This is a genomic window from Streptomyces sp. NPDC101393 (genome assembly GCF_044767385.1).
Lineage (GTDB): Bacteria > Actinomycetota > Actinomycetes > Streptomycetales > Streptomycetaceae > Streptomyces.
Genome location: NZ_JBIWNU010000010.1, coordinates 246653 through 267816 on the forward strand (window position 1 = coordinate 246653; position 21164 = coordinate 267816).

Sequence of the window (21164 nt, forward strand, 5' to 3'; positions counted from 1 at the left end):
CCGTGCTGTCGGCTGACGAACTGCACGGCTCGCTCGGCGACCCGCTCATGGACGTGATGAACTTCCTGAACGAGGTCACCTCCCGATACCCGGAAGCGATCTCCTTCGGACCCGGACGCCCCTATGAAGGGTTGTTCGAGGTCGAGCGAATCGGCTACTACCTCGACGCCTACACACGGCACCTCTCCGAGGACCTCGGACGCACCCCGGACGAGGTCCGTACCCTGCTCTTCCAATATGGGCGCACGAACGGCCAGATCCATGAGCTGGTGGCACGTGCCCTGCACAACGACGAGGGCATCGAGACCGATCCCGAGTCCCTGGTGGTCACCGTGGGCTGCCAGGAGGGCATGTTCCTCACCCTGCGCGCACTCTTCCGCGACCCCTCGGACGTCCTTCTCGTCTCCTCGCCCTGCTACGTCGGGATCACCGGAGCCGCCCGGCTGCTGGACATCGAGACGGTGCATGTGCCGGAGGGCGAGCGGGGCGCCGACCCGGAAGCGCTGCGGCGTACGGTCGCCGCTCTGCGCGCGGAGGGGAAGCGGCCGCGGGCGCTGTACGTGGTGCCGGACTTCTCCAACCCCACGGGCACCTGCCTGCCGCTGCCCACCCGGCACCAGCTGCTCAGCATGGCCGAGGAGGAGGACCTGCTCCTCCTGGAGGACAACCCGTACGGCTTCTTCACCCGCACCGGCACCGGCCTGCCCACCCTCAAGGCGCTGGACCGCCGGCGGCGGGTGATCTATCTCGGCTCCTTCGCCAAGACCTGCTTCCCCGGAGCCCGGGTCGGCTATGTCGTCGCCGACCAGCTGGTCCAGGCAGCGGACGGCAGCCGCACCTTCCTGGCGGACGAGCTGTCCAAGATCAAGGGCATGGTGACGGTGAACACGCCGGCGCTCAGCCAGGCGGTCATCGGCGGCATGCTGCTCACGCACGACTTCCGCCTGCGGGCGGCCAACAAACCGGCCGCCGACTTCTACCAGCAGAACCTTGCAGTCCTGCTCGACAGCCTCGACCGGCTGCTGCCCGCGGAGCGGCGCGAGGCGGCCGGCATCAGCTGGAACGCGCCCGAGGGCGGATTCTTCCTCACCCTGACCCTCCCCGTCCCCGCCGACAACGCACTGCTCGAACGGTCCGCCCGCGAGCACGGGGTGATCTGGACGCCCATGCGCTGCTTCTACCCGGACGACGGCGGCGGCCGGAGCCAGATGCGCCTCTCGCTGAGTTACCTGACGCCGGAACACATCGCGGAAGGGGCCCGCCGGTTGGCGGGCCTGCTGGAGGAGTGCTGCGTATGAACGCCGTCCTGTACGTCGTGACGGTGCTGATCTGGGGATCCACCTGGCTGGCCATCAAGGGGCAGTTGGGGGAGGTGCACCCCACGGCATCGATCCTTTACCGCTTCGCGCTGGCCGCCGTGATCCTGCTGGCGTGGGCTCGCCTGCGCGGGCTTCCGCTGCGCTATCCGCTGCGCGTCCACGGGCAGTTCGCCCTCATGGGCGGGCTGATGTTCTCCACCAACTTCGTGTGCTTCTACTTCGCCGAAGGACACCTGGCCACCGGTCTCGTCTCGATCATCTTCGCGATGTCCCTGGTGGTGAACATCGCCTTCGCCCGCCTCTTCTTCCGGCGGTCGGTCACCGCGAAAACGCTCACCGGCGGGGCGGTCGGGCTGCTGGGGATCGCCACCGTCTTCTGGCCGGAATTCCAGAAGTTCGACCTCTCCTCCGGCTCCGGACGCGGCATTGCGCTCTCGGCCATCGGCACCCTGGTCTTCTGCCTGGGCAATGTGGTCTCCGGCAAGACCCAGGCCGCGGGCATTCCGGTGATCCAGGGCACCGGGTATGCCATGGGGTACGGGGCGCTGCTGATGGTGCCGTTCGCCGTCTTCTTCAGCGACGGCGCTCTGTTCGAACCCACGCTGCGCTACACCGGTTCGCTGGTCTACCTCGCCGTCTTCGGCTCGGTGATCGGCTTCGGCGCGTATCTCACCCTCCTCGGCAGGATCGGCGGTGAGCGCGCGTCGTACGCGATGGTGCTTTTCCCGATCGTGGCGCTCGTGCTGTCCACGGTGTTCGAGGAATTCCACTGGACGGCGCGGGACCTGACCGGAGTGGCGCTGATCCTGATCGGCAACGCCGTGATGCTGACCAACCCGGCGCTGCTGCGGCGTCTCACCGGCAACCGGACCCCGCGGGAGCCGGCGGAACCGGCTCCAGCCGACAAGTAGCAGAGCCTCGGACCGGCCAGGGCCTGGACGCGTGCGTCCGGACAGGCCCTGGCCGCCCGTTCCCCCTGGCCGCCTGTTCCCTCTGGCCGCCTCTTCCCTCTGGTCGAGGAGCGACCCTTGCATACCGCTGCAGTTGTGGGCACCGGTCTCATCGGCACATCGATCGCCCTGGCCCTGACCGGCCGGGGAGTGACCACCCACCTGATCGACCGCGACCCCGAAAGCGTGCGCCTCGCGGCCGCGCGCGGAGCGGGCACGCCCCGGCCCCCTACGGCACCGGTGGACATCGCCGTCATCGCCGTCCCGCCGTCCGACACCGCCAGGAGCATCGCCGAGCACCAGAAGGCCGAACTGGCGCGGGCCTACACGGACGTCGCGAGCGTCAAGGCGCTTCCGCACGCCCAGTGCCTGGCCCTCGGATGCGACACCACCGCCCTGGTCGGCGGGCACCCGCTGGCCGGACGGGAGCGCTCCGGGCCGCTGGCGGCCCGCGCAGACCTCTTCCAGGACCGGCACTGGGTGCTGACGCCCACCCCGGAGACCAGCGAGACCACCCTCAACCGCGCCCTGGAGCTGGTGTCGCTGTGCGGCGCGGTGCCCGTGCTGCTGGCCCCCTCCGACCACGACCGGGCCGTGGCCCTGGTCTCCCATCTGCCCCATGTGATGGCGAGCCTGACGGCGGCCCGGCTGCTGGACGGTGAGGACCACGCGGTGCGGCTGGCCGGGCGCGGCATGCGCGACGTCACACGGATCGCGGCCGGCGACGCCGAGCTGTGGGCGGACATCCTCGCCGCCAACGCCCCCGCCGTCGGCGCCCTGCTCACCGACCTCACCACGGACCTGCTCCGCACGGCCGACGCGCTGCGCCGGCTGACAGAGGGGGAGCCGGACGGGCAGCACGCCGCCCTGGCGGAGCTCACCGGGATGCTGCGACGGGGCGGCGAGGGCCGCGCCCGCATCGCGACCCCGCACGGGGAGGGGGCGGGTTCCCCCACCTCGCTCTCGGTCCCGCTCGGTGAGCACGACCGGCGGCTGGAGCGGCTGCTCGACGACGTGGGCGAGACGCGGGTGGACCTGGAGGGCGTGATCCTCCCGCACGCGGAAGCGCCGCCCTCCGCTCCGGCCGAGCTGCTGGTCGCCCCGGACGCCGCCCACCGACTGACCGATGCCCTGCGCGAACGGGGCTGGGCGGTCCGCTGACCCCCGCGCCCCCTCACCGTCCGTGAGAGCCCCCCTCGCCATGCGCCCGGTACGCAGCGAGCATCGATACGCACCACCACTTCGCCCCACTACACCCCACGAATTGGAGGACCTCATATGCCGCACATCGCCGTCGACTACGACCACTCCCTCCACGCAACGTTCGACCGCCGTCGCTTCGCCCTCGCACTCCACACGCTGGCAGCCGAGACGATCGACGGCATCACCGTGGAGAGCTGCAAGACCCGCTTCCGGTGCGTCGATGAGACCGTCATCGCCGACGGCGAGCCCGGACAGGCCTTGATCCACATCGAGTTCGCGATCCTGCCGGGCCGTACGACGGAAACCAAGTCCGCGCTGAGCCGCGCCGTACTGGACCTGGTGCGCCGCCACACGGCCTCCGTCCCCGGCCTGGTGGTACACGCCTCGGTGGACGTGTGCGACCTCGGCCGGGCCTACACCAAGCACGTGTCGCCTGCTGCTCCCGCCGACCCTGCCACACCCGCTTCGCCCGGCGGCCGCTGATGGTGGCCCCCGTACGCGCCGCGTCCGGGGGCCACCATCCGGTGACGCCCACCCCACCCAGCCGACTCCGACAGGTCGTACGGCCTGTCGCCGGAGCCCGGCCGGCGCGCCTGCCCTGGATCGGGAACTGAAGGGCCGTCAGACGCGTGGGCAGGTCCGAACGCCAGTAGGGCAGGGGGCAGCGATGTGTTGGTCCGGGCCCGGCCGGCGGCCCGTTCGCCCGGCCGCAGGGTTATCGGCGGGGCTTGTTCGCGAACACCCACCGGTTGCCCGCCAGGGCGTCGTTCTGCTCGGACAACGGGCCGCGGCCGTGCCGACGGGTGAATTCGTAGGGAGTGTGGACCGAAGTGGACCAGCCCTTGCTCGCCAGGTCACCAGCGGAGTCGGGGCGCGGCTCCCTGTTGAACAGGTTGAGCAGGTCGATGCCGATCTGCTGTGTCGTCGAGGTGTAGAGCGGGCTGTCACGGTATTCCAGCAGGTCCTTGTCGAGCTTGACCTCGAACGCCAGAGCGCTGCCGTCGGTGCTCAACTGGTCCACCCTGTCGATGAGGTACGTCTCGGCGGCAGGCGGCAGGTAGAACAGCAACCCCTCGGCCAGCCAGACGCTCGGTGCGGCCGGGTCGAAGCCGGCATCGGCGAGTGCCCCGACCCAGTCGGCGCGGAGATCGATCGGGAGGGGCACGCGCGCGGTCTTCGGGGTGGCCGACAGTCCGTCGAGCACCTGGTGCTTGAACGCCAGCACCCCTTCCCTGTCGATCTCGAAGACCACGCACCCGGCAGGCCATTCGAGCCGGAAGGCCCGAGAATCCAACCCCGCCCCGAGCAGGACCACTTGGCGGGCGCCACCCGTGTGCACCGACCGGAGGAGAAAGTCGTCGAGGACCCTCGTCCGCAGACCGAAGTACCGCGCGAATCGTCCCCACAAGGGGTTCGCATCCCCGTCCGGGACCTGTTGCATGCGGACCGGCCAGCCGGCGGACGCCGGTGCGGCTCGCACGAAGTGCTCCGCATAGACGTCCCGGGCAAGCGCGTCGTGGCGGTGGGTCTCGATCGCCCGTGCCGCGGCGACCAGGAGAGCGGTCACTCCTACACCTCCTTCCACGCCTTCCACGCCGGTGCTGCGATGCGTTGTGCCGACCACGTTTCCTCCGCTGGCGAGTGGGACCAAAGCTCAGTCAGACGACGGCCGATGAGGGCCGCTCGGGGAGACAGCGGACGGTGCATGTCTCCCTCACCCGCTCCTCCCCTCCGGAATCACGACGGGTTTGACCACGCGGCCCGCTTCGCAGTCGCGTTCGGCCTCGTTGATGTCGGCGAGCGGATACGTACGGATCAGCTCGTCGAAGGGAAACCGCCCGGCCTGCCACAGCCCGGTCAGCCGCGGTATCAACAGTCCCGGCACCGCGTCGCCCTCACAGATATGGGCGATCCTCCTGCCTCGGTCCAGCGCCCCCGGTTCGAGCGGCAACGTCGTGTGCAGGCGTGCCACCAGACCGAGGTGGCCGGTCGGGCGCAGAGCCCGGAGCGCGTCGTTGATCAGCTGGACGGAGGCGGTGGTGTCCAGCGCGTAGGACGCGCCGCCGTCGGTCAGTTGCCGGATGCGGCCGGGCAGGTCGGGTGAGGTGGCGTACAGCCCGGTCGCGCCGAATCGTTCGGCGAGGGCCAGGCGTTCGGGATGCCGGTCGATGGCCACGGTCACCGCTCCGGAGGCGGTGGCCGCCATCACTGCGGCCAGGCCCACCGCTCCTGCGCCGAAGACGACGAGGGTATCGCCCGGCCCGACGGCGAAGGAGTTGAGGACTGCCCCGGCGCCGGTGAGGAACCCGCAGCCGAGCGGTCCGAGCAGTTCGACGGGCAGCGAGGGGTCGACCCGCACGGCGTTGCGGGCCGGGACCACCGCGTACTCGGCGAACGAGGACTGGCCGAACCACCTGGGAGCCAGTTCGTCCCCGGCCACGTCGGTGAACCGCGCGGCGTTCTCCGTGCGCCCTCCGAAGAGGTTGAGCGACGCGAAGGAGTCGCAGTAGGCGGGGGCAGCGGCCAAGCAGTTCCGGCAGAAGCCGCAGGAGTCGAAGCTCAGGACGACGTGGTCGCCGTTGCTGAGGCCGGTGTGCGGGCCGCCCGTCTCCACCACGACCCCGGAGCCTTCGTGGCCGAGCACCGCCGGCAGTGGTGAGCGGCCCGCCGAACGCCTGACCGCGAGATCGGTCCGGCACATCCCGCAGCCCGCGATCTTGACCAGGATCTCGCCGTCGGCCGGTCCCGTGTCCAGGAGCACCTCCTCGACGGCGAATCGGCCTTCGTACGAACGCAGTACCGCCGCGCCGAATCTCATCGTTACGCCTCCTGCGGACGCCAGTGGCGCCATGCCTCGCGGGCTCGGACGACGGCGGCGTCCAGCCCCTTCGGCTGCTGGTCGGCGGCCTCGTCGAAGGTCTCACCGGCTGCCGGATCGAGGACGGCACAACGCTCGCCGGTGATCACGGGCGTGGCCGTGTGTTCGCGGACGTGCCGGGGCTGATGCGTGACCATGCCGGCGGTCAGCCCGCGGCGGTGACGGCAGCCGTGTGTTCTCGGGCGAGCCGGTCCATCTCCGCCCGGAAGGCGGCCACCAACTGCGGCTGAATCCTTCCGGTGGTGCGGTCGCCGCCTTCGCAGACCGCCCCGCGCACCCCCACGATGTCCGTGCCGATGCGGGTCAGTGCGCCCAGGTCTCCCACCTTCACGCTGCCCGCGAGGGCGGCGAGCAGATCGGCCTCGTGGGCCCGCCGCACGAACTCCGCGCAGACCTCAGGCGGCACGTGGTCGAACAACCGGGTCCCGTCCTTGACCGCGGTGTCGAGCATGGCCGCGTCGGATCCGGAGCGCAGGGCGATGTCAGGCAGCGCGAGCGGGTTGACACAGCCGATCCGGTGGGCGTCGGCGTAACCCGAGGCGACGACGAGGGCGTCCGGCCGGTATTCCTTCACTGCCCGGACGACCCCTCGCATGACGTCGACAGCCTGGTCGGGCGTCGTGCAGCCGTAGAGGCCGACCTTGATGTAGGTGGCTCCGGAGACCACCGCACCGAGTGCCGCCTGGGCCACGGTGCCGGGTTTGTACGGCACGTCTCCCACGGTGGCGGACACCGGTTTGTCGGCCGGGACCACGTCGCGGATCTCTCTGATGACCCACGGGAAGTTCGCGCCGAGCGAGCCCTCGTCGGGCTTCTTGACATCCACGATGTCGAGATGCTCCGCCGCCTTCGCGCAGTCGAGGGCCTCCTCGACGCCGTCCGGGGAAATGAGAAGCAACACCGTGCGCTCCTTCCCCCGCACATCCACCTGTCCAGGAAGCAGGTGTGCGGAGTCGCTTGGATTCCTTGTGGTGTGCTCATCATTGAGGGCGGTTCGTGACCACCGGAAGGGCGCGCGGAGACCGGACGTGGTGCTGCGGGCGTACTCAGTGCGCCGTGCGCGCCGGTTCCATCAACTCCCGCCCTTGTCCGCGGGACCCAATGTGGGGAGCGCGGCGGCTGGGTCGCGCAGGTGCAGGTGGTCTCCAGCATTTCTGCCGGCGATGTGAGCAACGCCGTGGCCTCCCTCAGGAGTCACGGGCGAGACGCCTACTGTGCGGCGAGGTAAGTCCGTTCATGCCGGAGCGACCCCATGTTCACTCATTCTGTTGACCAGCCAGTTTTCCCGGGGACACCGGGTTGCGCAGCCCGCACAGTGACAGCGCGACGGCCAGGTGACCGGGCCACCGCAGACACGGCCTCCCCGTCCCGCACGGTGTCCGCCGTACCTGCCGGCGGCTCACCGGTACGCCACTGTGCCGTTGCACACCGTACGGCGCGGCCGGCACGGCCGTCCCGTCTCCCGCTTGACGAAGGGTAAGAGCCCATGCGCAACGAAGCGGTCAACCGCGTGAAACTTGTGTTCACCCTGTTCGACGCCGACGGCAACGGGGTCCTGGAATCCGACGACTTCGACCTGATGAGCAGCCGGGTCGCCGCGGCTGTGCCCGAAGCCGACGAGGCACAGAAGCAGGCCATGCAAGCCGGCTTCGCGCGCTACTGGAACACGCTGGCCGCTGAACTCGACGCCAATCATGACGGCCGGATCACGTACGACGAGTACCAGGCGTGTGTCCTGTCGCCGGAGCGCTTCAGCGGGGCGGTCGACGAATTCGCGGCCGGCTTCGCCCGCCTCGGTGACCTGGACGGCAGCGGTACCGTCACCCGGCCGGTGTTCAGCGGCATGCTGAGGGGAGTCGGCTTCGAGCTGCCGAACATCCAGGCCCTCTTCGAGGCACTTGGGCCCGATGACGCCGACCGGATCGGCGTGGATGTCTGGGAAGCCGAGATCAGGAACTTCTACGCCCCTGACAAGGGCGGCATTCCTGCGGACCTGCTGGCAGGCTCTCCGGTGGCCTGATCCAACCCGGTCCGGCGGCTCGCTCCGTGGGGAGTGAGCCGCCGGACTTCGGGATCGCAGTGAGTTGGCTCGGTCGGTGGCTTCGATGCCCTCCCGGTAAGGATGAGTGGCGATCGTCGTGGCAAGGCCCCCTCGGGTTCCGCATGCGCCGGATCGTGCACCGAGACCCAACGCAGCCCAAGGCTCGCCGCGAAGCGTGACTGCCGGGGGAGACGGTCCTGCTCCCGCAGCTCCACCGGACCAGGGGGCGCAGCCACCACCGACCCCACACCCCCATCAGCGGCAATACCCCGGCCTGCCGCGTCACCAACTGTCCGGTCAGCACACCTGGGCCGGCGACCAGGGCGATGGCCGGGCCGAGCAACCACGTCGGCTCGGGGCGATCTCTCGCTGATTACGCAACGCGCATAGTTGATTACACCTTCCGGAATACCTGCCGGCTGATCGGGGCAGGGAAGGGCCCGGGAGCGGCGGGGTTCGTCCCGCAGCGGGAGGGAGCAGCATGCCCATGGATACGGACGTCCGGCGCGCGGTGGTGATCGGGGCGGGTGTGGCGGGTCTTGCCGCTGCCCGTGTCCTGGCCGACAGCTTCGAGGCCGTCACCGTCATCGAACGCGACACGCTTCCGAGTGCGTTCGCACCCAGGGCGGGGGCGCCGCAGGGACACCATGTCCATGGCCTTCTGGCCCTCGGTGCCGAGGTGTTCGAGGGGTACTTCCCCGGGCTGCGGGCCGAGCTGGAACAGGCAGGCGCGCCGGTGTGGGACTGGGGCGAGCGGCTGTGTGCCGTGCTGCCCAAAGGCACCCCACCGCCCACACCGATGGGCATGCCGATCCAGACCTTCTCCCGCCCCCTCCTGGAGCATGTCCTGCGCCAACGGGTGACGGCGCTTGAGCCCGTCACCTTACGGGACGGACTGACCGTCACCGGCCTGCGCACCGCCGCGCCTGGGAAGGTCACGGGGGTGCGCGTCAAGGACGGAGACGCCGAGGACGAGATCGCCGCGGACCTCGTGGTGGACGCCTCGGGCCGCTCCTCCCACCTGACGCAATGGCTGGCCGCCCTCGGCCTCCCCAGCCCCCGTACGACGACCGTCGACGCCCAGATCGGCTACGCCTCACGCACCTACACCTACCCGGAAGGAGCGGCCCAGCCCTCGTGGATGGGCGTGCTGCAACCGCTGCGAGCCCCCGACTTCCGCAAGGGCTGCTACGCGATCCAGATCGAGAACAACGCACTCCACGTCACCCTGCACGGCGCAGGTGGAACGCAACTGCCCCACACCGACGACGACTTCCTCGCCTACGCCACAACACTGCGCAGCCCCGTCGCCGACACCATCGCCTCCCTCACCCCCACCTCCGCCGTGCGCCGCTACGCCCGTACGGTCAACCGCAAGATCGCCTACCACCGCCTTTCCCGCTGGCCCGACGGACTGATCGCCCTGGGGGACGCGGTGTGCACGTTCAATCCCGCCTACGGGCAGGGCATGACCGTCGCCGCCCTCGAAGTCCGTCTCCTGGAGCAGATGCTCGGCAACAGGCGCGGCCGCACTCCCCTCGACGGGCGGGTCTTCCAGAAGCGGCTGGCCCGCGTCACCGCCTCCTCGTGGCTGATGGCCACTACCCCCGACCGAGCTTGGGGGAAGTCCGGGTCTGCGTGGCCCGTCCAGGCCGGCAACTGGTTCATGAACCGCCTGATCGACACCGTCCCCCACGACCCGCAGCTCTACACTGCGTTCTCCAGCGTCTTCCACATGATCGCGGGGCCCCAGGCGCTCGCTGCCCCACGCCTGCTGTCCCGCGTCCTCATCGGCCCTCGTCCGGGGGCAAGCCGAAGCGCGATCATGTCCTGAATCCACCGTTGTCGAGGCTGCGGGAACCGCACCTCGCCGTCGCAGAGCCGCCTCTTGGGAAGCCGCGACGACACTCCAAGGAGCTCTGCGGAGCGTCGCCGTGGCAGCCGCCACGGCGACTCCGCAAAAATCGCGTGCCGGACGAGGGCGACCACTGTTACGTTTCCGGAGGCCGTGCGAGAGATCGAGGAGGTGGTACCCGTGAACGCAGTATCGACATGGGTGCTCCCCTCCGGGGTCACGGTCGGGCGATAGGCAGGTTGTCCGGGAGCGCCATTACAGTGCACTCCCGAAAGGCACGACCATGCATGTCACTTCCGAGCAACGCCTCGACGACGGCGTCCTCGAACGCGAATTCACCCTCGGTGAGATCCCCGGCATCCTGTGGACACCCACACCCACACCCGCACCCACATCCGCACCGGCGCCGCTGATCCTGCTCGGCCACCCTCCCCTTGGGCTGCGCAAGATGTACCCCCGACTGGTGGCCCGGGCCCGGCACTCCGCGGCGGAGGGGTTCGCCACGGCCACCATCGAGCTCCCCGGAAGCGGCGACCGGCCCCGTTGGCCCGCCGTCGAGCAGGCCCGCGCCGACCTGCGCCGGGCGATGGAGGCCGGCGAGCCGGTCAGCGACGAGATCGTCGACGCCCTCGTCCTCCCGCTGGTCGACAAGGCGGTCCCGGAATGGCAGGCGGCCCTGGACGCCCTTCTGGCGCTGCCCGAGATCGGCGGCCCGGTCGGGTACTCGGGCGGAGTGATCTCCATCGGCATCCGGCTGGCGGTGGTCGAGCCACGTATCTCGGCCGCCGTTCTGTTCGCCGGGAGTCTCGTGCCTCGCGCCCTGTTCGAGGAGGCCCGGCAGGTCACCATTCCCCTGCACGTCCTGCTGCAGTGGGACGACGAAGGAAACGACCGGCGGGCGGCCTTGGACCTGTTCGACGCCTTCAGCTCCAAGGAGAAATCCCTGCACGCCCATCTCGGCGGCCACACCGGCGTCCCGCAGTTCGCGGGGGACGCGGCGGCCCAGTTCTTCACCCGACACCTGAAGTGAGACCGAGCCGTCAGACCGGCAGCAGACGGTAGCCGGTGTCGGGCCGGCATGCCGCTCATCGAGGCCAGGTCCCGGCCCTCCGCAGCTGTCCGCATCGTGGGCCCCTGCCGAACACTCGGCAGGGGCCCGTGCTGCCTGAAGTCATGAACTGCTCGATTACTGCAGAGCTTCGAGTGCTGCCCCAACTCGTGTACGGGTGCCGTCGGTTCCCGGGCTCTGGTCCACGTCGTCCGGTCGCGTCACAGGGTGACTGTTGATCTTCGCCTGATGGTGGTTTTAGTGGTCCTAGGCGGTCAGTGCGCGTATGACTGCCTGGCCACGCATGAACCTGGCTCCCCTCATCAGGCCCCCGGGAATCGAGCATCTAGGCTGGCGCGGTGACTGATGAGCAGGGGCGGGTGCAGCCGTCGGGAGTGTGGGCCACGGCGGTGGGGGTGGCCAGGGTGCGGGCGCTGGAGACCGAGCGGGAGAACGCGCTGTTCCGCGACCCACTGGCACAGGCCTTCGCCACCGCCGGCGGCCTGTGGCCTGCCTCGCCGCCGCCCGACGACGAGGCCGCGCGACGCCGCCGGCTGGCCGTGTCGTTCTCCATCGTCATCAGGACGAAGTTCCTCGACGACCTGTTGCAGCAGGCCTGCGCGTCCGGGGTCCGGCAGGTCGTGCTGCTCGGCGCCGGCATGGACAGCCGGGCCTTCCGGATGGACTGGCCCGAGGGCACCCGGCTGTTCGAGGTCGACACTGCCGCGCCACTGGACTTCAAGGCTGCGGTGCTGCGCCAGGAGCGGGCCGTCGCACGCTGCGAGCGGATCACCGTCGCGGTGGATCTGCGTGAGGACTGGCCTGGCGTGCTGGCCGCCGCAGGACACGACCCGGCCGTGCCCACCGCGTGGATCGCCGAAGGACTACTGATCTATCTGCCCGAGGACGCGGTGGAGCTGCTGTTGGCGCGGATCGGCGCGCAGTCGGCGGCGGGCAGCCGGATGGGGCTGACATTGGGCTCGCGCGGCGTGATCGAGCGCTTCGGCGCGGACGCCGCGCCGGGATCGGCGGCGTCCATGTGGGTCTCGGAGATGCCCGACGATCCGGTGGGCTGGCTGGTCGGGCACGGCTGGGAGGCGGACAGCCACACCCTGCGCGACCGCGCTGCCGCCTACGGTCGCCCGATCAGCACCCCGCCTCAGCGCGAGGAGCGGCCCGGCGGACTGATCTCGGCGGTCCGCCGGTAGAGCGCATCCCGGTTCCCTGGATGATCGATTCCCAGGGGGCCTGAAGAGTGGAGCCAGCCTGCGCGGCCGGCCAGTCATGCGCGCACTGACCGCCTACGACCACTGAAGTTCGCCCGAAAATCGCCTGGCCGGATGGTGGGGTGGTCGACAGTCCTTCGCCGTGAACGAAGTGCTGCCGCAGTGGAACGAGCTGCTGTTTTTTCCTCGGTCGAGGACGTCTTGGTGGAATCGGTGGAGGTGATCTGCGATTTCCTCGTGACCTGCCGACGGCGGGCACGTTCGTCGTGGTGTCGTTGCGGGTGTGGAGGATTCTCTGCGAGGAGGACCTGCGAGCGCGTGACCTTCGCCGAGTAAGTGCCCGGTCTCACCCGCAGGTTCGGGCGACGGGCCGAGCGGCTGAGGCCGACGCTGGTGTCGGTCGGTCTTGCGCTCTCGGGCCGGGCCGGCGCCCGGATGACGGACGCCCTTCCAGGCTCCGGTCAGCCGGAACACTGTTGAGGCTGATCGCCTCGCTTCCGGACCCCGCCACCGCAGTACCCCGCGTGGTCGGCGTGGACGCGTACGCCCAGCGCAAGGGCCGTGTCTACGGAACCGTGCGCGTCGACGTCGAGACACGTCGCCCGGTCGACCGCCGTCCCGATCGGGAAGGCGGACACGCTCGCGGTCTGGCTCGCCGAGCGGCCCGGCATCGAGATCGTCTGCTGTGACCGGGCGCCCTTCTTCGCCGAAGGTGCCACCCGCGGCGCCCCGCAGGCCCTCCAGGTCGCCGACCGGTGGCATCTCTGAAGTGGCAGGGGCGGTGGAGACGGCGCGGCATGCGGTCGCGGCCTGCGGTCACGGCGTACGCGCCCTGCTTCGGATTCACGCCCGGGTGAGCCGGGTTCACGCCCGCAGTGGGGTGGCCGCCTGTCGGCGATGGCCTGCTTCCCGCGCCGCCTCCCACGCCCTATAGCTCTCTGTGCTGAATCAGTCACTCTTGGTGTGCGGGCATGCGAGGTGCTCTCGTCGACGGGCCGCCCAGCCACCGTCTGGCTGCCTCTCGTACACCGCACCGCACCTCACCTCGTCCGGTTCGGACGGCTCGACCGCCCGGCCCGGTACCGACAATCCCGAAGGAGCACCATGCAGATCAAGCGAGGTTTCACAGCCTCCGTCGCCGCCCTCGTGCTGGCCGGAGCGGCCACACTCGCCGCCGCGGCCCCCGCGCCTGCTGGAACATCGCCCGCCGCCACGGCCCCGTTCGCCGTCGCGGGCCCCTCTGCGGTGAACGCCCCGGCCTTCTGCGGCTTCGACGACCGGCTCACGCCGCCCACGATTCGTGAGGGCGCCGCCGGGAATACGGTGCGCGAGGCCCAGTGCTTGCTCCAACTCTGGGGCTTCTACGTGGGCCCGATGGGAGTCGACGGCGCCTTTGGTCCCCTCACCACCAAGGCAGCCAAGGGATTCCAGACCAGTCGCGGCCTGACCGCCGACGGCATCATCGGCCCGAACACGTGGACAAGGCTGCGCAACGGGTGAGCCCACACGCGCTGCTGATGTGTGCTCCGCCTACGCGGCGCATACATCAGCTGTACATGGGGGAGGCCGACCCGTTCACGTGCATGCCCCGCAGGGATCTGCCGGGTGGAGGGGCGTGACTTGGCCACTGCCTCCGGCAGCACGCCGGCTCGGTGATTGGCAGCTCCCTCCGGGGAAACCAGCGGTAGGGGTGCCTGGTTCCCGGGGCGGGTGCTCTCGCGTGGGTGCGGAACATGGCGGGCAGGTGGACGGGCACGTCGATGCGGCCGTGCACGGCACCGCATACCCGGCACCGGATTCCCTCGCGGCGTACCCGCCCCGGGCCGAGTGCTGAGCCCGTGCGTGCCAGGGCCGGCCGTGCTGTACTGGCGAGGTGGAGCGGAAGCACGCACTGGCATCGGTCACCCACCGGAGGCAACCCGGTGGCGCGGCTTCGGACAGTGCGAGTGACCGGCGGGCCGAGCAGGTTCGCACCCGCGTCCGGCTGATGATCGAGATCACGGCGCGGGTAGGGGCGTACCGGAAAGGGCTGGTCGCGGCCGTTCGCCGGCTCAGCCCGGAGGAAGCGGCGATCCTCTCGGATTTGGAGCGCCACGGACTGCAGGTGCCCCAGTTGCACGACGTGCTGTGCGGTGGCCATGTGCTGGTCGATGAACCGCAGCTGTACGAGGACTGGCGGTTCGCCAAAGTGAGTCACGAGCGCCTTTCCAGCCATCACCGTGACATCGACAAGGCCCTCTATCCCGACATCGGGATGCGAGGGGACGTGGTGCGGGAGAAGCTGCACGGGCGCACCGCCCAGGGCACCTGGGTGCAGTTGGAGAAGACACCGGCCGCTTTCGGCGGGCGGAAGCTGCCCAGTATGAGCGACCTCCGCCACCTCATGGACTACGTGGTCTACCGGATCACGCGCAGCAATGTCGGGCCCTGGGGGCTGTCGCGGATGACCGAACGGCGGCCGCTGTACCTGGCGCCGTTCCTCGCCGTGCCGACATCCCTGACACCTCCGGTCGCGCGGGTGCTGACCCAGGCACTGCGCCGGATCGAGGAGGCCGACGACGCCACGGCGGTTTCTACGGACCTGGCGGCTCGGTTCCCGCCCCCGGACCGGGAGGACCTGGCCGGCGAGCTGGGACAGTCGTTGTCCGGCAGGGCGGGCCGTGGGCTGTTCGGCAATTCCGAGGTGTGGGTGACCGAGACGCTCTCGCGCAGTGCCGCCGCGGTGCTCCGTGAGAGCCGTGTGCCGCCTGCGGTGGAACTGTTGCAGCCGGGAGGCCCGTCATGAGCGACGACGATCAGCGCGATGTTCCGCCTGCGGCGCCGTCGGACGCGGGTGCGGCGTCCGCCCCTTCGGGGCTGGTTTCGGCTGTGGTGAACCTGGTCAACACAGGACCGGTACTGCTCGGTGCGTACACCATCGCGGAGCTCACCGCCGTGGACGCGATCGTGGACTTCCTGGAGGCCAGGCCGTCGGACGACGTGATCGCCGAGGCCGTGCGCTCGCTGGCGGCCCGGCAACTGCTGCTGGCGGGTGACACGGGCGAGGAGGTTCAGGTACAGGGAGACCTGGGCATCGCCGTGGCGTTCCAGCAAAGGGCGCGCAAGGTGCTCGATGCCCGCACGACCGGGTCGGGTCCGGGTGAGCCGTGGCGCATCCTGCTGCTCCCCCAACCCGAGCGGATCTGTCTCATGGTCCGCATCGACGCGCTCGGCGTCCACCAGATGGGGCTGCACAAGCTCGACGAAGCCTTGGACACGCTCACCGAGTGGCTGCCGAGAGGCCCGTCGGCGGACCCCGGAAAGGCCGTGGACACCGAGGCCGTGCTCGCCGCCGCGGAGCGCTCCGCGCTGATCACCGTCACCGAATACACGGCGCAGGGATCCGCCGAGACCGCTGGCAGCAGCAAGGATCTGGTGCTGGCCCGCAGTGGCGGGAGGCTGCACGTCCTTGCCCGGGATCCCGGCGACCGGGAGAAACTGGTGCCGGACCCTGAGTCGGGCAAGGACAACGTCAGCGAACGGCTCATCGGTCTGCTGACGTAGACGACTGCGGCTGCGGACAGCGCTCACGGTGCCGTTCGCCGTGCGCGTACCAGACTGGTGACCCGTCGATCGACCGGGCGTGCACCACAACGGCGGCCACGTTCAACCTGTCCGCCTGGAGCCTCACATGCTCGTCCACCCATCGGGGGCCGATCCGTCCAGCGCCTGGAGCGGGGCACGCGCTGGTGTCTTCTGGCCGGCCGTCACCACCCGTGGGCAGGGGCGGTGACGGTGTCCGGACGTGTCATCAGGCGCTTCAGAACGTGTGGGGTGGGGTGGTGGACGGTGGCACAAGGGCGTTGAACCGGGTGTCGACGAAGTCGGAGAACGCGAAGCGCCTGGGTATCAGCTTCAGGCCGGCGAACTCGTCGGCGATCTGCTGCTCCGAGGCGATGGCGGCACGGTCCACGGCGACCCTCACCGTCGTGCCCGACGTACGCCGCACCGCGTCCAGTGCCACTTTGTACGGCACGCCGGTGTCCTTCGCCCACACCTTCGCCCACTGCTGCGGGTGCTGGTAGACCCACTTCCGGGCGCGCTGCAGCCGCTGCAGGTAGTCCTTCATGGCTGCGGACTTCCCCTTGTCCGCCAGCGCGGAGGGGGCGGCGATATCGAAGGTGAGGCCGTTGACCAGACCCTTTCCGCTCACCAGGATTCGCGCGTTCCCGCCGTCCAGCGCCTGGGTGGTGGTCGGGTCGGCCGCCGCCCAGGCATCGACGTCTCCCCGCTGGAACGCGGTCTTTGCCTCGGCGGCCTGGAGGTAGTTGACCTTGACGTCCTTGATCGACATTCCGGCCTTCCTGAGCACGGCAAGCAGCAGGTCATGCCCGGTGGTGCCCTGCATCACCGCGATCGTCCTGCCCTTGAGATCCTGGACGCTCTTCAGCGGCGAGTGCTGCGACACCAGGATGGCCGTGCCCGCCACCGAGCTGTGCATCGCGCCCACGACGGTGATCTTCGACCTGGACGCGGCGGCGAACACCGGTGGCGTGTTGCCGGTCCAGCCGAGGTCAACCGCCTTGGCGTTGACGGCTTCCAGCAGCAGCGGCCCGGAGGTGAACGTCGACCAGTTGATCTTGTACGGCAGGTTGTTCAGCTCGCCGGAAGCTTCCAGCATGGCTCGGTCGCCGCCTGTCTGGTCACCGACATGGAGCGTGGTGTCGGTGTTGGCGGGCTTCCCTCCGCATGCCGCGGTCAGCAGAGCGAACGGGATGAGCAGGGCGCCGAGGCAGCGTCGTTTCATGGGGAGTCTTTCTTCGGGGTGAGTGGAGGTGTCGCGGGGCGGTCAGAAGGGGCCTGGGTCGCCACTACGCCCAGTTCGGTCAGCAGCCCGGCGCGCAGCAGGGTGAACGCCGGCGCGCCCACGTCGCGCGGGCGCGGGAGGTCTACCGGTTGCTGATGGGCGATGACGCCGTCCTGCATTACCAGGACCCGGTCGGCCAACAGCAGCGCTTCCTCCACGTCATGGGTGACGAGCAGCACGGCGCAGCCCCTGCGCTGCCACACCTCGGCGACCTGCTGCTGAGCCTTGATCCGGGTGAGTGCGTCGAGTGCGCCGAACGGCTCATCGAGCAGTAGGAGGTCCGGTTCGCGGACCAACGCCCGTGCCAGTGAGGCGCGTTGGGCCTCGCCTCCGGAGAGTGTCTTGGGCCAGGCATCCGCTCGGTGCTCCAGGCCGACCTCGGCCAGTGCCCGTACCGCGGTCTCCCGCGTGGGGCGGCCCGGCAGGCCCAGTACGACGTTGCGCCACACGCGTTTCCACGGCATCAGGCGGGGCGTCTGGAAGGCCACCGCCCGGCGACGAGGCACGAGCACGGTGCCGTCGATGTCCCGGTCGAGCCCGGCGAGTATCCGCAACAGTGTGCTCTTGCCGCAGCCGCTGCGCCCCAGCAGGGCCACGAACTCGCCCGGCCGTACCGTGAGCTCCAGCTTGTCGAGGACGGCCCGGCCGTCGAAGGACCGGGCCAGACCGGTGATGTCGACGACCGCCTGGTCGGCGGTCACTTCCCGGTGAACGTCGGTCGCCATTGCAGCAACAACCTTTCCAGGGTACGGACGACGACATCGGCGGCCAGGCCGAGGAAGGCGTAGACGATCAGGCAGACCACGATGACGTCGGTGCGGTAGTACTCGCGGGCCTGATCCATCAGGAAGCCGATGCCGTCGCCGGCGTTGACCGTCTCGCCGAAGACCAGGGCCAGCCACGCCGAGCCCAGCGCGAATCGCAGCCCGGTCAGGGCGCCGGGCAGCGCCCCGGGCAGCACGACATGGCGGATCAGGCCCCAGCGGCCCAGGCCCAGCGTGGCGCCGGCCTCGATCAACTGCTCGTCCACGCCGCGGATCCCGGCGTAGGTGTTGAGGTATAGCGGGAAAGCTGCGGCGAGGGCGATCAGCGCCACCTTCACCGCCTCATCGATGCCCAGCCAGACGATCAACAGCGGGATGAGCCCGGCGAACGGCACCGCGCGCAGCATCTGCATCGCAGCGTCGATGAGGTCCTCGCCGATCCGCAGCAGCCCGGACAGCAGCCCCAGCCCGACGCCGGCCACCGCGCCCAGCCCCAGTCCGACGGCGACGCGTTGCACCGAGACCGCCATCGCGGACGGCAGCGTGCCGTCGGCGATCAGCCCGCCCGCGGTGCGGGCGATGGTGCCGGGGGAGGCAAGGATGTCCGACTGGAGTAGGCCGGTGGCGCTGAGCACCTGCCACAGGACCAGTACCAGTACGGGCCCGGTGGCGCGTCGGAGCCAGCGTGGCACGCTACGGCGCCGGGACGACGCGGAGACGAGGGGTTCCAGGTCGACGCCCGCTGCGTCGAGTGTGACCACCCCTTCAGGGTCATTGGCTGAAATGCCGAATATGCCCGGTCCAGGTGGTGTGTTGGTGCTCATGAGGGGCTCCACGTCGGGGCAGGAGGGTGCGGGCCCGCGGCGTGGCTTGCGCGGGAGGCTGTCGGCGGCGCCGACGGCGGAGTGCCCCCACGGCACCGGGCGCGAGACGGGGAGCAGCGGGAAGCCTGAAGGCGTCGGCAGTCGCGGCAGCGCGCGGAGAAGGTCACGCTTAGCGGCTCAAAGTGACCGCCCATAGGGGGACCCCTGGCAAATGCGATAGGAACACGCGGCAGAAGCTAGCAGGTGTGACCCTTGGGCGGTCAACGGCGTCTCGTCCACCGGACGCCTCTCTTGCGCGCCGAACGGTCTCGACCGTCAGCCCGGTCCATCCGCTGGGCCGCTGAGAACGGTCTCCAGCATCCGGGGGCGGCCGACGGGTACGCGGACCCGCACGGGAGATCCTGGACCCGGTCGGCTCCTGCCGGCGGTTCGTCGAGTCCGCAGGAAGGTTCTTGCTCGGCCGGATACCCCCGCCTGGGATACTCCCGGCGCACACGGTGACTGCGCTGACGCTTGGGCAGCACAGCTCGCGACAGTTGAATACGCGAGTCCACCAGTACCGAGGCTGGATTCGATCCCGGAAGTGGCAGGGCTCCGAACGAACCCCCAACTGCCGTGCCAGGCCGGGCAGTCAGGGCCCTCTCCCGCTCTGCGCTTACCGTTCTGAGTAGCAGATGCTCAGGACGCCATGCATGTCGCATCTTTAAATGGCAGTCAAACAACAACCGAAGTTGTGTAATCGCGTTCTCGAAAGGACCCTCCGTGAACCGCTTCGACGGCCTGGGACGCCGCCGGCTTCTTGGCTCGGCGCTCGCCCTTGCCGCAATCGGGCCGCTGACGTCCTGCAACGGAAGGAAGGGGCGAGCATCCGGCACCTCTGCGAGCGGCCGCACCGGACGTGTGACGGAGCCGGTGGCGTTCTTGCGAACTTCGTGGTCGACCGACCCGTTCGCCCGCTGCTCCTACTCCTATCTGGCGCCCAGCCCTCTGGGCAGCCGCGCACGTACCCTGCTGGCCGCGCCGGTCGCCGGCCGACTGCACTTCGCCGGTGAGGCCACCTCCTCCGGGGCGCCCTCCACTGCGCACGGAGCCCTGGAAAGCGGACATCGGGCATCCTCGGAAATCATCGACAACGCTGAGGCCGGGGAGCACGTCGTGGTCGTCGGGGCCGGCTTCGCGGGGCTGGGCTGCGCACGTGTACTGGCCGACGAGGGCTTCAAGGTGACGATTCTCGAGGGCCGCGCCCGCGTGGGCGGCCGTATCTGGACGCGACAACTTGCAGGCGTACCGGCCGAGATGGGCGCCTCGTGGATCCACGGATCCAAGGGCAACGCCATGACCAAGGTGCTCAAGGAGACCGGGGACCCGAGCTACACGTTCGACTACGACAGCTCCACCGGCGGTGACGAGGGGGCAGAGGAGGAACTCGCCCGATACGAGAAGCGGTTGGAAGACATCGAAGACCCCGACACCGCCACCGTCGCCTCGGTGATGCCCCGAAGGCCCTCCACCGCGCTGCGGAACGCCCTGGCCATCAACTACGCCTGTGAGTACGCCGCTGAGCCCCACCACCTCTCGGTGACCGCCACCTTCGAAGGGCGCGACTTCAAGGGTCCCGACCTCTTGCTGCCAGGCGGCTACAACCGGCTGATAGCCACAGTCCGCGGCAAGCTCCCGGTACGCACGCAGGAGGTCGTCACCGGCGTGCGCTACGACACCGGTGGAGCGTCGGTGACGCTGGAGAGCGGGGAGACCATTGACGCCGATCGTGTGGTGGTGACCGTCCCCATCGGTGTCCTCAAGGCCGGGACCATCAATTTCGAGCCCGCCCTGCCCGCTACCAAGCAAGAGGCCATCACTGCCCTGGGAGCCGGGCTCCTGGACAAGCTGTGGCTAGAGTTTCCTGAGGCCTTCTGGGACCCTGAGGCCGACGTCATCGAGTGGTACGACCGCCGAAACCCGGGCCAGTGGCCCTGGTGGGTCAACGGATACAAGGCCTTCGGGAAGCCCGTCCTGCTCGGTCTGAACGGCGGCGACCACGCACGCGCACTCGCCCAGGCCTCCGACGACGACGTCGTCGACAGCGCCATGACAGCCCTGCGCCGCATGCACGCCTGATCGGCTTCGCGCCGGCGCAACCGCAACTGGCTCCGGATCTGACCCGGTAGTCACAGTGCGAGACCTCCGGCGACTGCTGCGCACGAGCCGGG

The 21164-nt window shown here is 69.8% G+C and carries 20 protein-coding genes; 13 read left to right on the plus strand and 7 right to left on the minus strand.

Annotation, left to right across the window (positions count from 1 at the left end):
- The first annotated feature begins 47 nt into the window (after window positions 1-47).
- From ACIRQ7_RS30175 to ACIRQ7_RS30190, 4 genes are all read left to right on the plus strand, one after another.
- On the plus strand, window positions 48-1298 hold the full coding sequence (locus ACIRQ7_RS30175) for a PLP-dependent aminotransferase family protein (RefSeq protein WP_404265870.1): 1251 nt from the start codon (window positions 48-50) through the stop codon (window positions 1296-1298).
- Window positions 1295-2230, plus strand: a complete 936-nt coding sequence (locus tag ACIRQ7_RS30180; RefSeq protein WP_404265784.1) for a DMT family transporter — start codon at window positions 1295-1297, stop codon at window positions 2228-2230. The genes ACIRQ7_RS30175 and ACIRQ7_RS30180 overlap by 4 nt, the downstream gene beginning before the upstream one ends.
- Before the next feature lie 117 nt (window positions 2231-2347).
- Window positions 2348-3430: a prephenate dehydrogenase gene (locus tag ACIRQ7_RS30185; RefSeq protein WP_404265785.1), complete on the plus strand. Its 1083-nt coding sequence runs from the start codon at window positions 2348-2350 to the stop codon at window positions 3428-3430.
- Window positions 3431-3547: 117 nt separating this feature from the next.
- Entirely contained in the window at window positions 3548-3955 is a 408-nt protein-coding gene (locus tag ACIRQ7_RS30190; protein WP_404265786.1) for a 5-carboxymethyl-2-hydroxymuconate Delta-isomerase, read from the plus strand.
- Between the two features lie 232 nt (window positions 3956-4187).
- Here ACIRQ7_RS30190 and ACIRQ7_RS30195 read toward each other — a convergent pair whose 3' ends face one another.
- From ACIRQ7_RS30195 to ACIRQ7_RS30210, 4 genes are all read right to left on the minus strand, one after another.
- Entirely contained in the window at window positions 4188-5096 is a 909-nt protein-coding gene (locus tag ACIRQ7_RS30195; protein WP_404265787.1) for a class I SAM-dependent methyltransferase, read from the minus strand.
- 90 nt (window positions 5097-5186) lie between these two features.
- On the minus strand, window positions 5187-6290 hold the full coding sequence (locus ACIRQ7_RS30200) for an NAD(P)-dependent alcohol dehydrogenase (protein ID WP_404265788.1): 1104 nt from the start codon (window positions 6288-6290) through the stop codon (window positions 5187-5189).
- Between the two features lie 2 nt (window positions 6291-6292).
- On the minus strand, window positions 6293-6487 hold the full coding sequence (locus tag ACIRQ7_RS30205; RefSeq protein ID WP_404265789.1) for a hypothetical protein: 195 nt from the start codon (window positions 6485-6487) through the stop codon (window positions 6293-6295).
- Between the two features lie 8 nt (window positions 6488-6495).
- Complete coding sequence (locus tag ACIRQ7_RS30210) at window positions 6496-7248, minus strand: (5-formylfuran-3-yl)methyl phosphate synthase (RefSeq protein WP_404265871.1); 753 nt, start codon at window positions 7246-7248, stop codon at window positions 6496-6498.
- A gap of 588 nt (window positions 7249-7836) precedes the next feature.
- Between ACIRQ7_RS30210 and ACIRQ7_RS30215 the strand changes: the two genes are divergently transcribed.
- The 8 genes from ACIRQ7_RS30215 (at window position 7837) to ACIRQ7_RS30250 (ending at window position 16063) form a co-directional block, all read left to right on the plus strand.
- Window positions 7837-8370 carry an EF-hand domain-containing protein gene (locus ACIRQ7_RS30215; protein ID WP_404265790.1) on the plus strand — a complete coding sequence of 178 codons (534 nt, stop codon included), beginning with the start codon at window positions 7837-7839 and terminating at the stop codon, window positions 8368-8370.
- A gap of 508 nt (window positions 8371-8878) precedes the next feature.
- Window positions 8879-10225 (plus strand): NAD(P)/FAD-dependent oxidoreductase, encoded by a 1347-nt coding sequence (locus ACIRQ7_RS30220; protein ID WP_404265791.1) that lies wholly within the window; start codon window positions 8879-8881, stop codon window positions 10223-10225.
- A gap of 304 nt (window positions 10226-10529) precedes the next feature.
- The gene (locus tag ACIRQ7_RS30225) at window positions 10530-11276 is read left to right on the plus strand and encodes an alpha/beta hydrolase (RefSeq protein WP_404265792.1); all 747 of its coding nucleotides are present in this window, start codon (window positions 10530-10532) and stop codon (window positions 11274-11276) included.
- A 413-nt stretch (window positions 11277-11689) separates the two neighbouring features.
- Window positions 11690-12502 (plus strand): class I SAM-dependent methyltransferase, encoded by an 813-nt coding sequence (locus ACIRQ7_RS30230; protein WP_404265872.1) that lies wholly within the window; start codon window positions 11690-11692, stop codon window positions 12500-12502.
- 579 nt (window positions 12503-13081) lie between these two features.
- The gene (locus tag ACIRQ7_RS30235) at window positions 13082-13288 is read left to right on the plus strand and encodes a hypothetical protein (RefSeq protein ID WP_404265793.1); all 207 of its coding nucleotides are present in this window, start codon (window positions 13082-13084) and stop codon (window positions 13286-13288) included.
- A 336-nt stretch (window positions 13289-13624) separates the two neighbouring features.
- On the plus strand, window positions 13625-14020 hold the full coding sequence (locus ACIRQ7_RS30240; RefSeq protein ID WP_404265794.1) for a peptidoglycan-binding protein: 396 nt from the start codon (window positions 13625-13627) through the stop codon (window positions 14018-14020).
- A gap of 487 nt (window positions 14021-14507) precedes the next feature.
- Complete coding sequence (locus ACIRQ7_RS30245) at window positions 14508-15305, plus strand: hypothetical protein (RefSeq protein ID WP_403676540.1); 798 nt, start codon at window positions 14508-14510, stop codon at window positions 15303-15305.
- The gene (locus ACIRQ7_RS30250; protein WP_404265795.1) at window positions 15302-16063 is read left to right on the plus strand and encodes a hypothetical protein; all 762 of its coding nucleotides are present in this window, start codon (window positions 15302-15304) and stop codon (window positions 16061-16063) included. Before ACIRQ7_RS30245 ends, ACIRQ7_RS30250 begins: the two co-directional genes overlap by 4 nt.
- Window positions 16064-16319: 256 nt before the next feature.
- On the opposite strand, the gene ACIRQ7_RS30255 is transcribed toward ACIRQ7_RS30250, so the two are convergent.
- Genes ACIRQ7_RS30255 through ACIRQ7_RS30265 form a run of 3 tightly spaced genes read right to left on the minus strand, consistent with a single transcriptional unit; the run spans window position 16320 to window position 18954 of the window.
- The gene (locus tag ACIRQ7_RS30255) at window positions 16320-17306 is read right to left on the minus strand and encodes an ABC transporter substrate-binding protein (protein WP_404265796.1); all 987 of its coding nucleotides are present in this window, start codon (window positions 17304-17306) and stop codon (window positions 16320-16322) included.
- On the minus strand, window positions 17303-18091 hold the full coding sequence (locus tag ACIRQ7_RS30260) for an ABC transporter ATP-binding protein (protein ID WP_404265797.1): 789 nt from the start codon (window positions 18089-18091) through the stop codon (window positions 17303-17305). The genes ACIRQ7_RS30255 and ACIRQ7_RS30260 overlap by 4 nt, the downstream gene beginning before the upstream one ends.
- On the minus strand, window positions 18064-18954 hold the full coding sequence (locus ACIRQ7_RS30265) for an ABC transporter permease (protein ID WP_404265798.1): 891 nt from the start codon (window positions 18952-18954) through the stop codon (window positions 18064-18066). Before ACIRQ7_RS30265 ends, ACIRQ7_RS30260 begins: the two co-directional genes overlap by 28 nt.
- 912 nt (window positions 18955-19866) lie before the next feature.
- Here ACIRQ7_RS30265 and ACIRQ7_RS30270 point away from each other — a divergent pair.
- Window positions 19867-21072, plus strand: a complete 1206-nt coding sequence (locus tag ACIRQ7_RS30270; RefSeq protein WP_404265799.1) for an FAD-dependent oxidoreductase — start codon at window positions 19867-19869, stop codon at window positions 21070-21072.
- Window positions 21073-21164 lie beyond the last annotated feature (92 nt).

Bases quoted from the DNA above. Each gene is read 5' to 3' on its own strand.
- ACIRQ7_RS30175 (WP_404265870.1), top strand. From the start codon at position 48: ATGGACGTGATGAACTTCCTGAACGAGGTCACCTCCCGATACCCGGAA.
- ACIRQ7_RS30180 (WP_404265784.1), top strand. From the start codon at position 1,295: ATGAACGCCGTCCTGTACGTCGTGACGGTGCTGATCTGGGGATCCACC.
- ACIRQ7_RS30190 (WP_404265786.1), top strand. From the start codon at position 3,548: ATGCCGCACATCGCCGTCGACTACGACCACTCCCTCCACGCAACGTTC.
- ACIRQ7_RS30200 (WP_404265788.1), bottom strand. From the start codon at position 6,290: ATGAGATTCGGCGCGGCGGTACTGCGTTCGTACGAAGGCCGATTCGCC.
- ACIRQ7_RS30205 (WP_404265789.1), bottom strand. From the start codon at position 6,487: ATGGTCACGCATCAGCCCCGGCACGTCCGCGAACACACGGCCACGCCC.
- ACIRQ7_RS30215 (WP_404265790.1), top strand. From the start codon at position 7,837: ATGCGCAACGAAGCGGTCAACCGCGTGAAACTTGTGTTCACCCTGTTC.
- ACIRQ7_RS30220 (WP_404265791.1), top strand. From the start codon at position 8,879: ATGGATACGGACGTCCGGCGCGCGGTGGTGATCGGGGCGGGTGTGGCG.
- ACIRQ7_RS30225 (WP_404265792.1), top strand. From the start codon at position 10,530: ATGCATGTCACTTCCGAGCAACGCCTCGACGACGGCGTCCTCGAACGC.
- ACIRQ7_RS30240 (WP_404265794.1), top strand. From the start codon at position 13,625: ATGCAGATCAAGCGAGGTTTCACAGCCTCCGTCGCCGCCCTCGTGCTG.
- ACIRQ7_RS30245 (WP_403676540.1), top strand. From the start codon at position 14,508: ATGATCGAGATCACGGCGCGGGTAGGGGCGTACCGGAAAGGGCTGGTC.
- ACIRQ7_RS30250 (WP_404265795.1), top strand. From the start codon at position 15,302: ATGAGCGACGACGATCAGCGCGATGTTCCGCCTGCGGCGCCGTCGGAC.
- ACIRQ7_RS30255 (WP_404265796.1), bottom strand. From the start codon at position 17,306: ATGAAACGACGCTGCCTCGGCGCCCTGCTCATCCCGTTCGCTCTGCTG.
- ACIRQ7_RS30260 (WP_404265797.1), bottom strand. From the start codon at position 18,091: ATGGCGACCGACGTTCACCGGGAAGTGACCGCCGACCAGGCGGTCGTC.
- ACIRQ7_RS30265 (WP_404265798.1), bottom strand. From the start codon at position 18,954: ATGAGCACCAACACACCACCTGGACCGGGCATATTCGGCATTTCAGCC.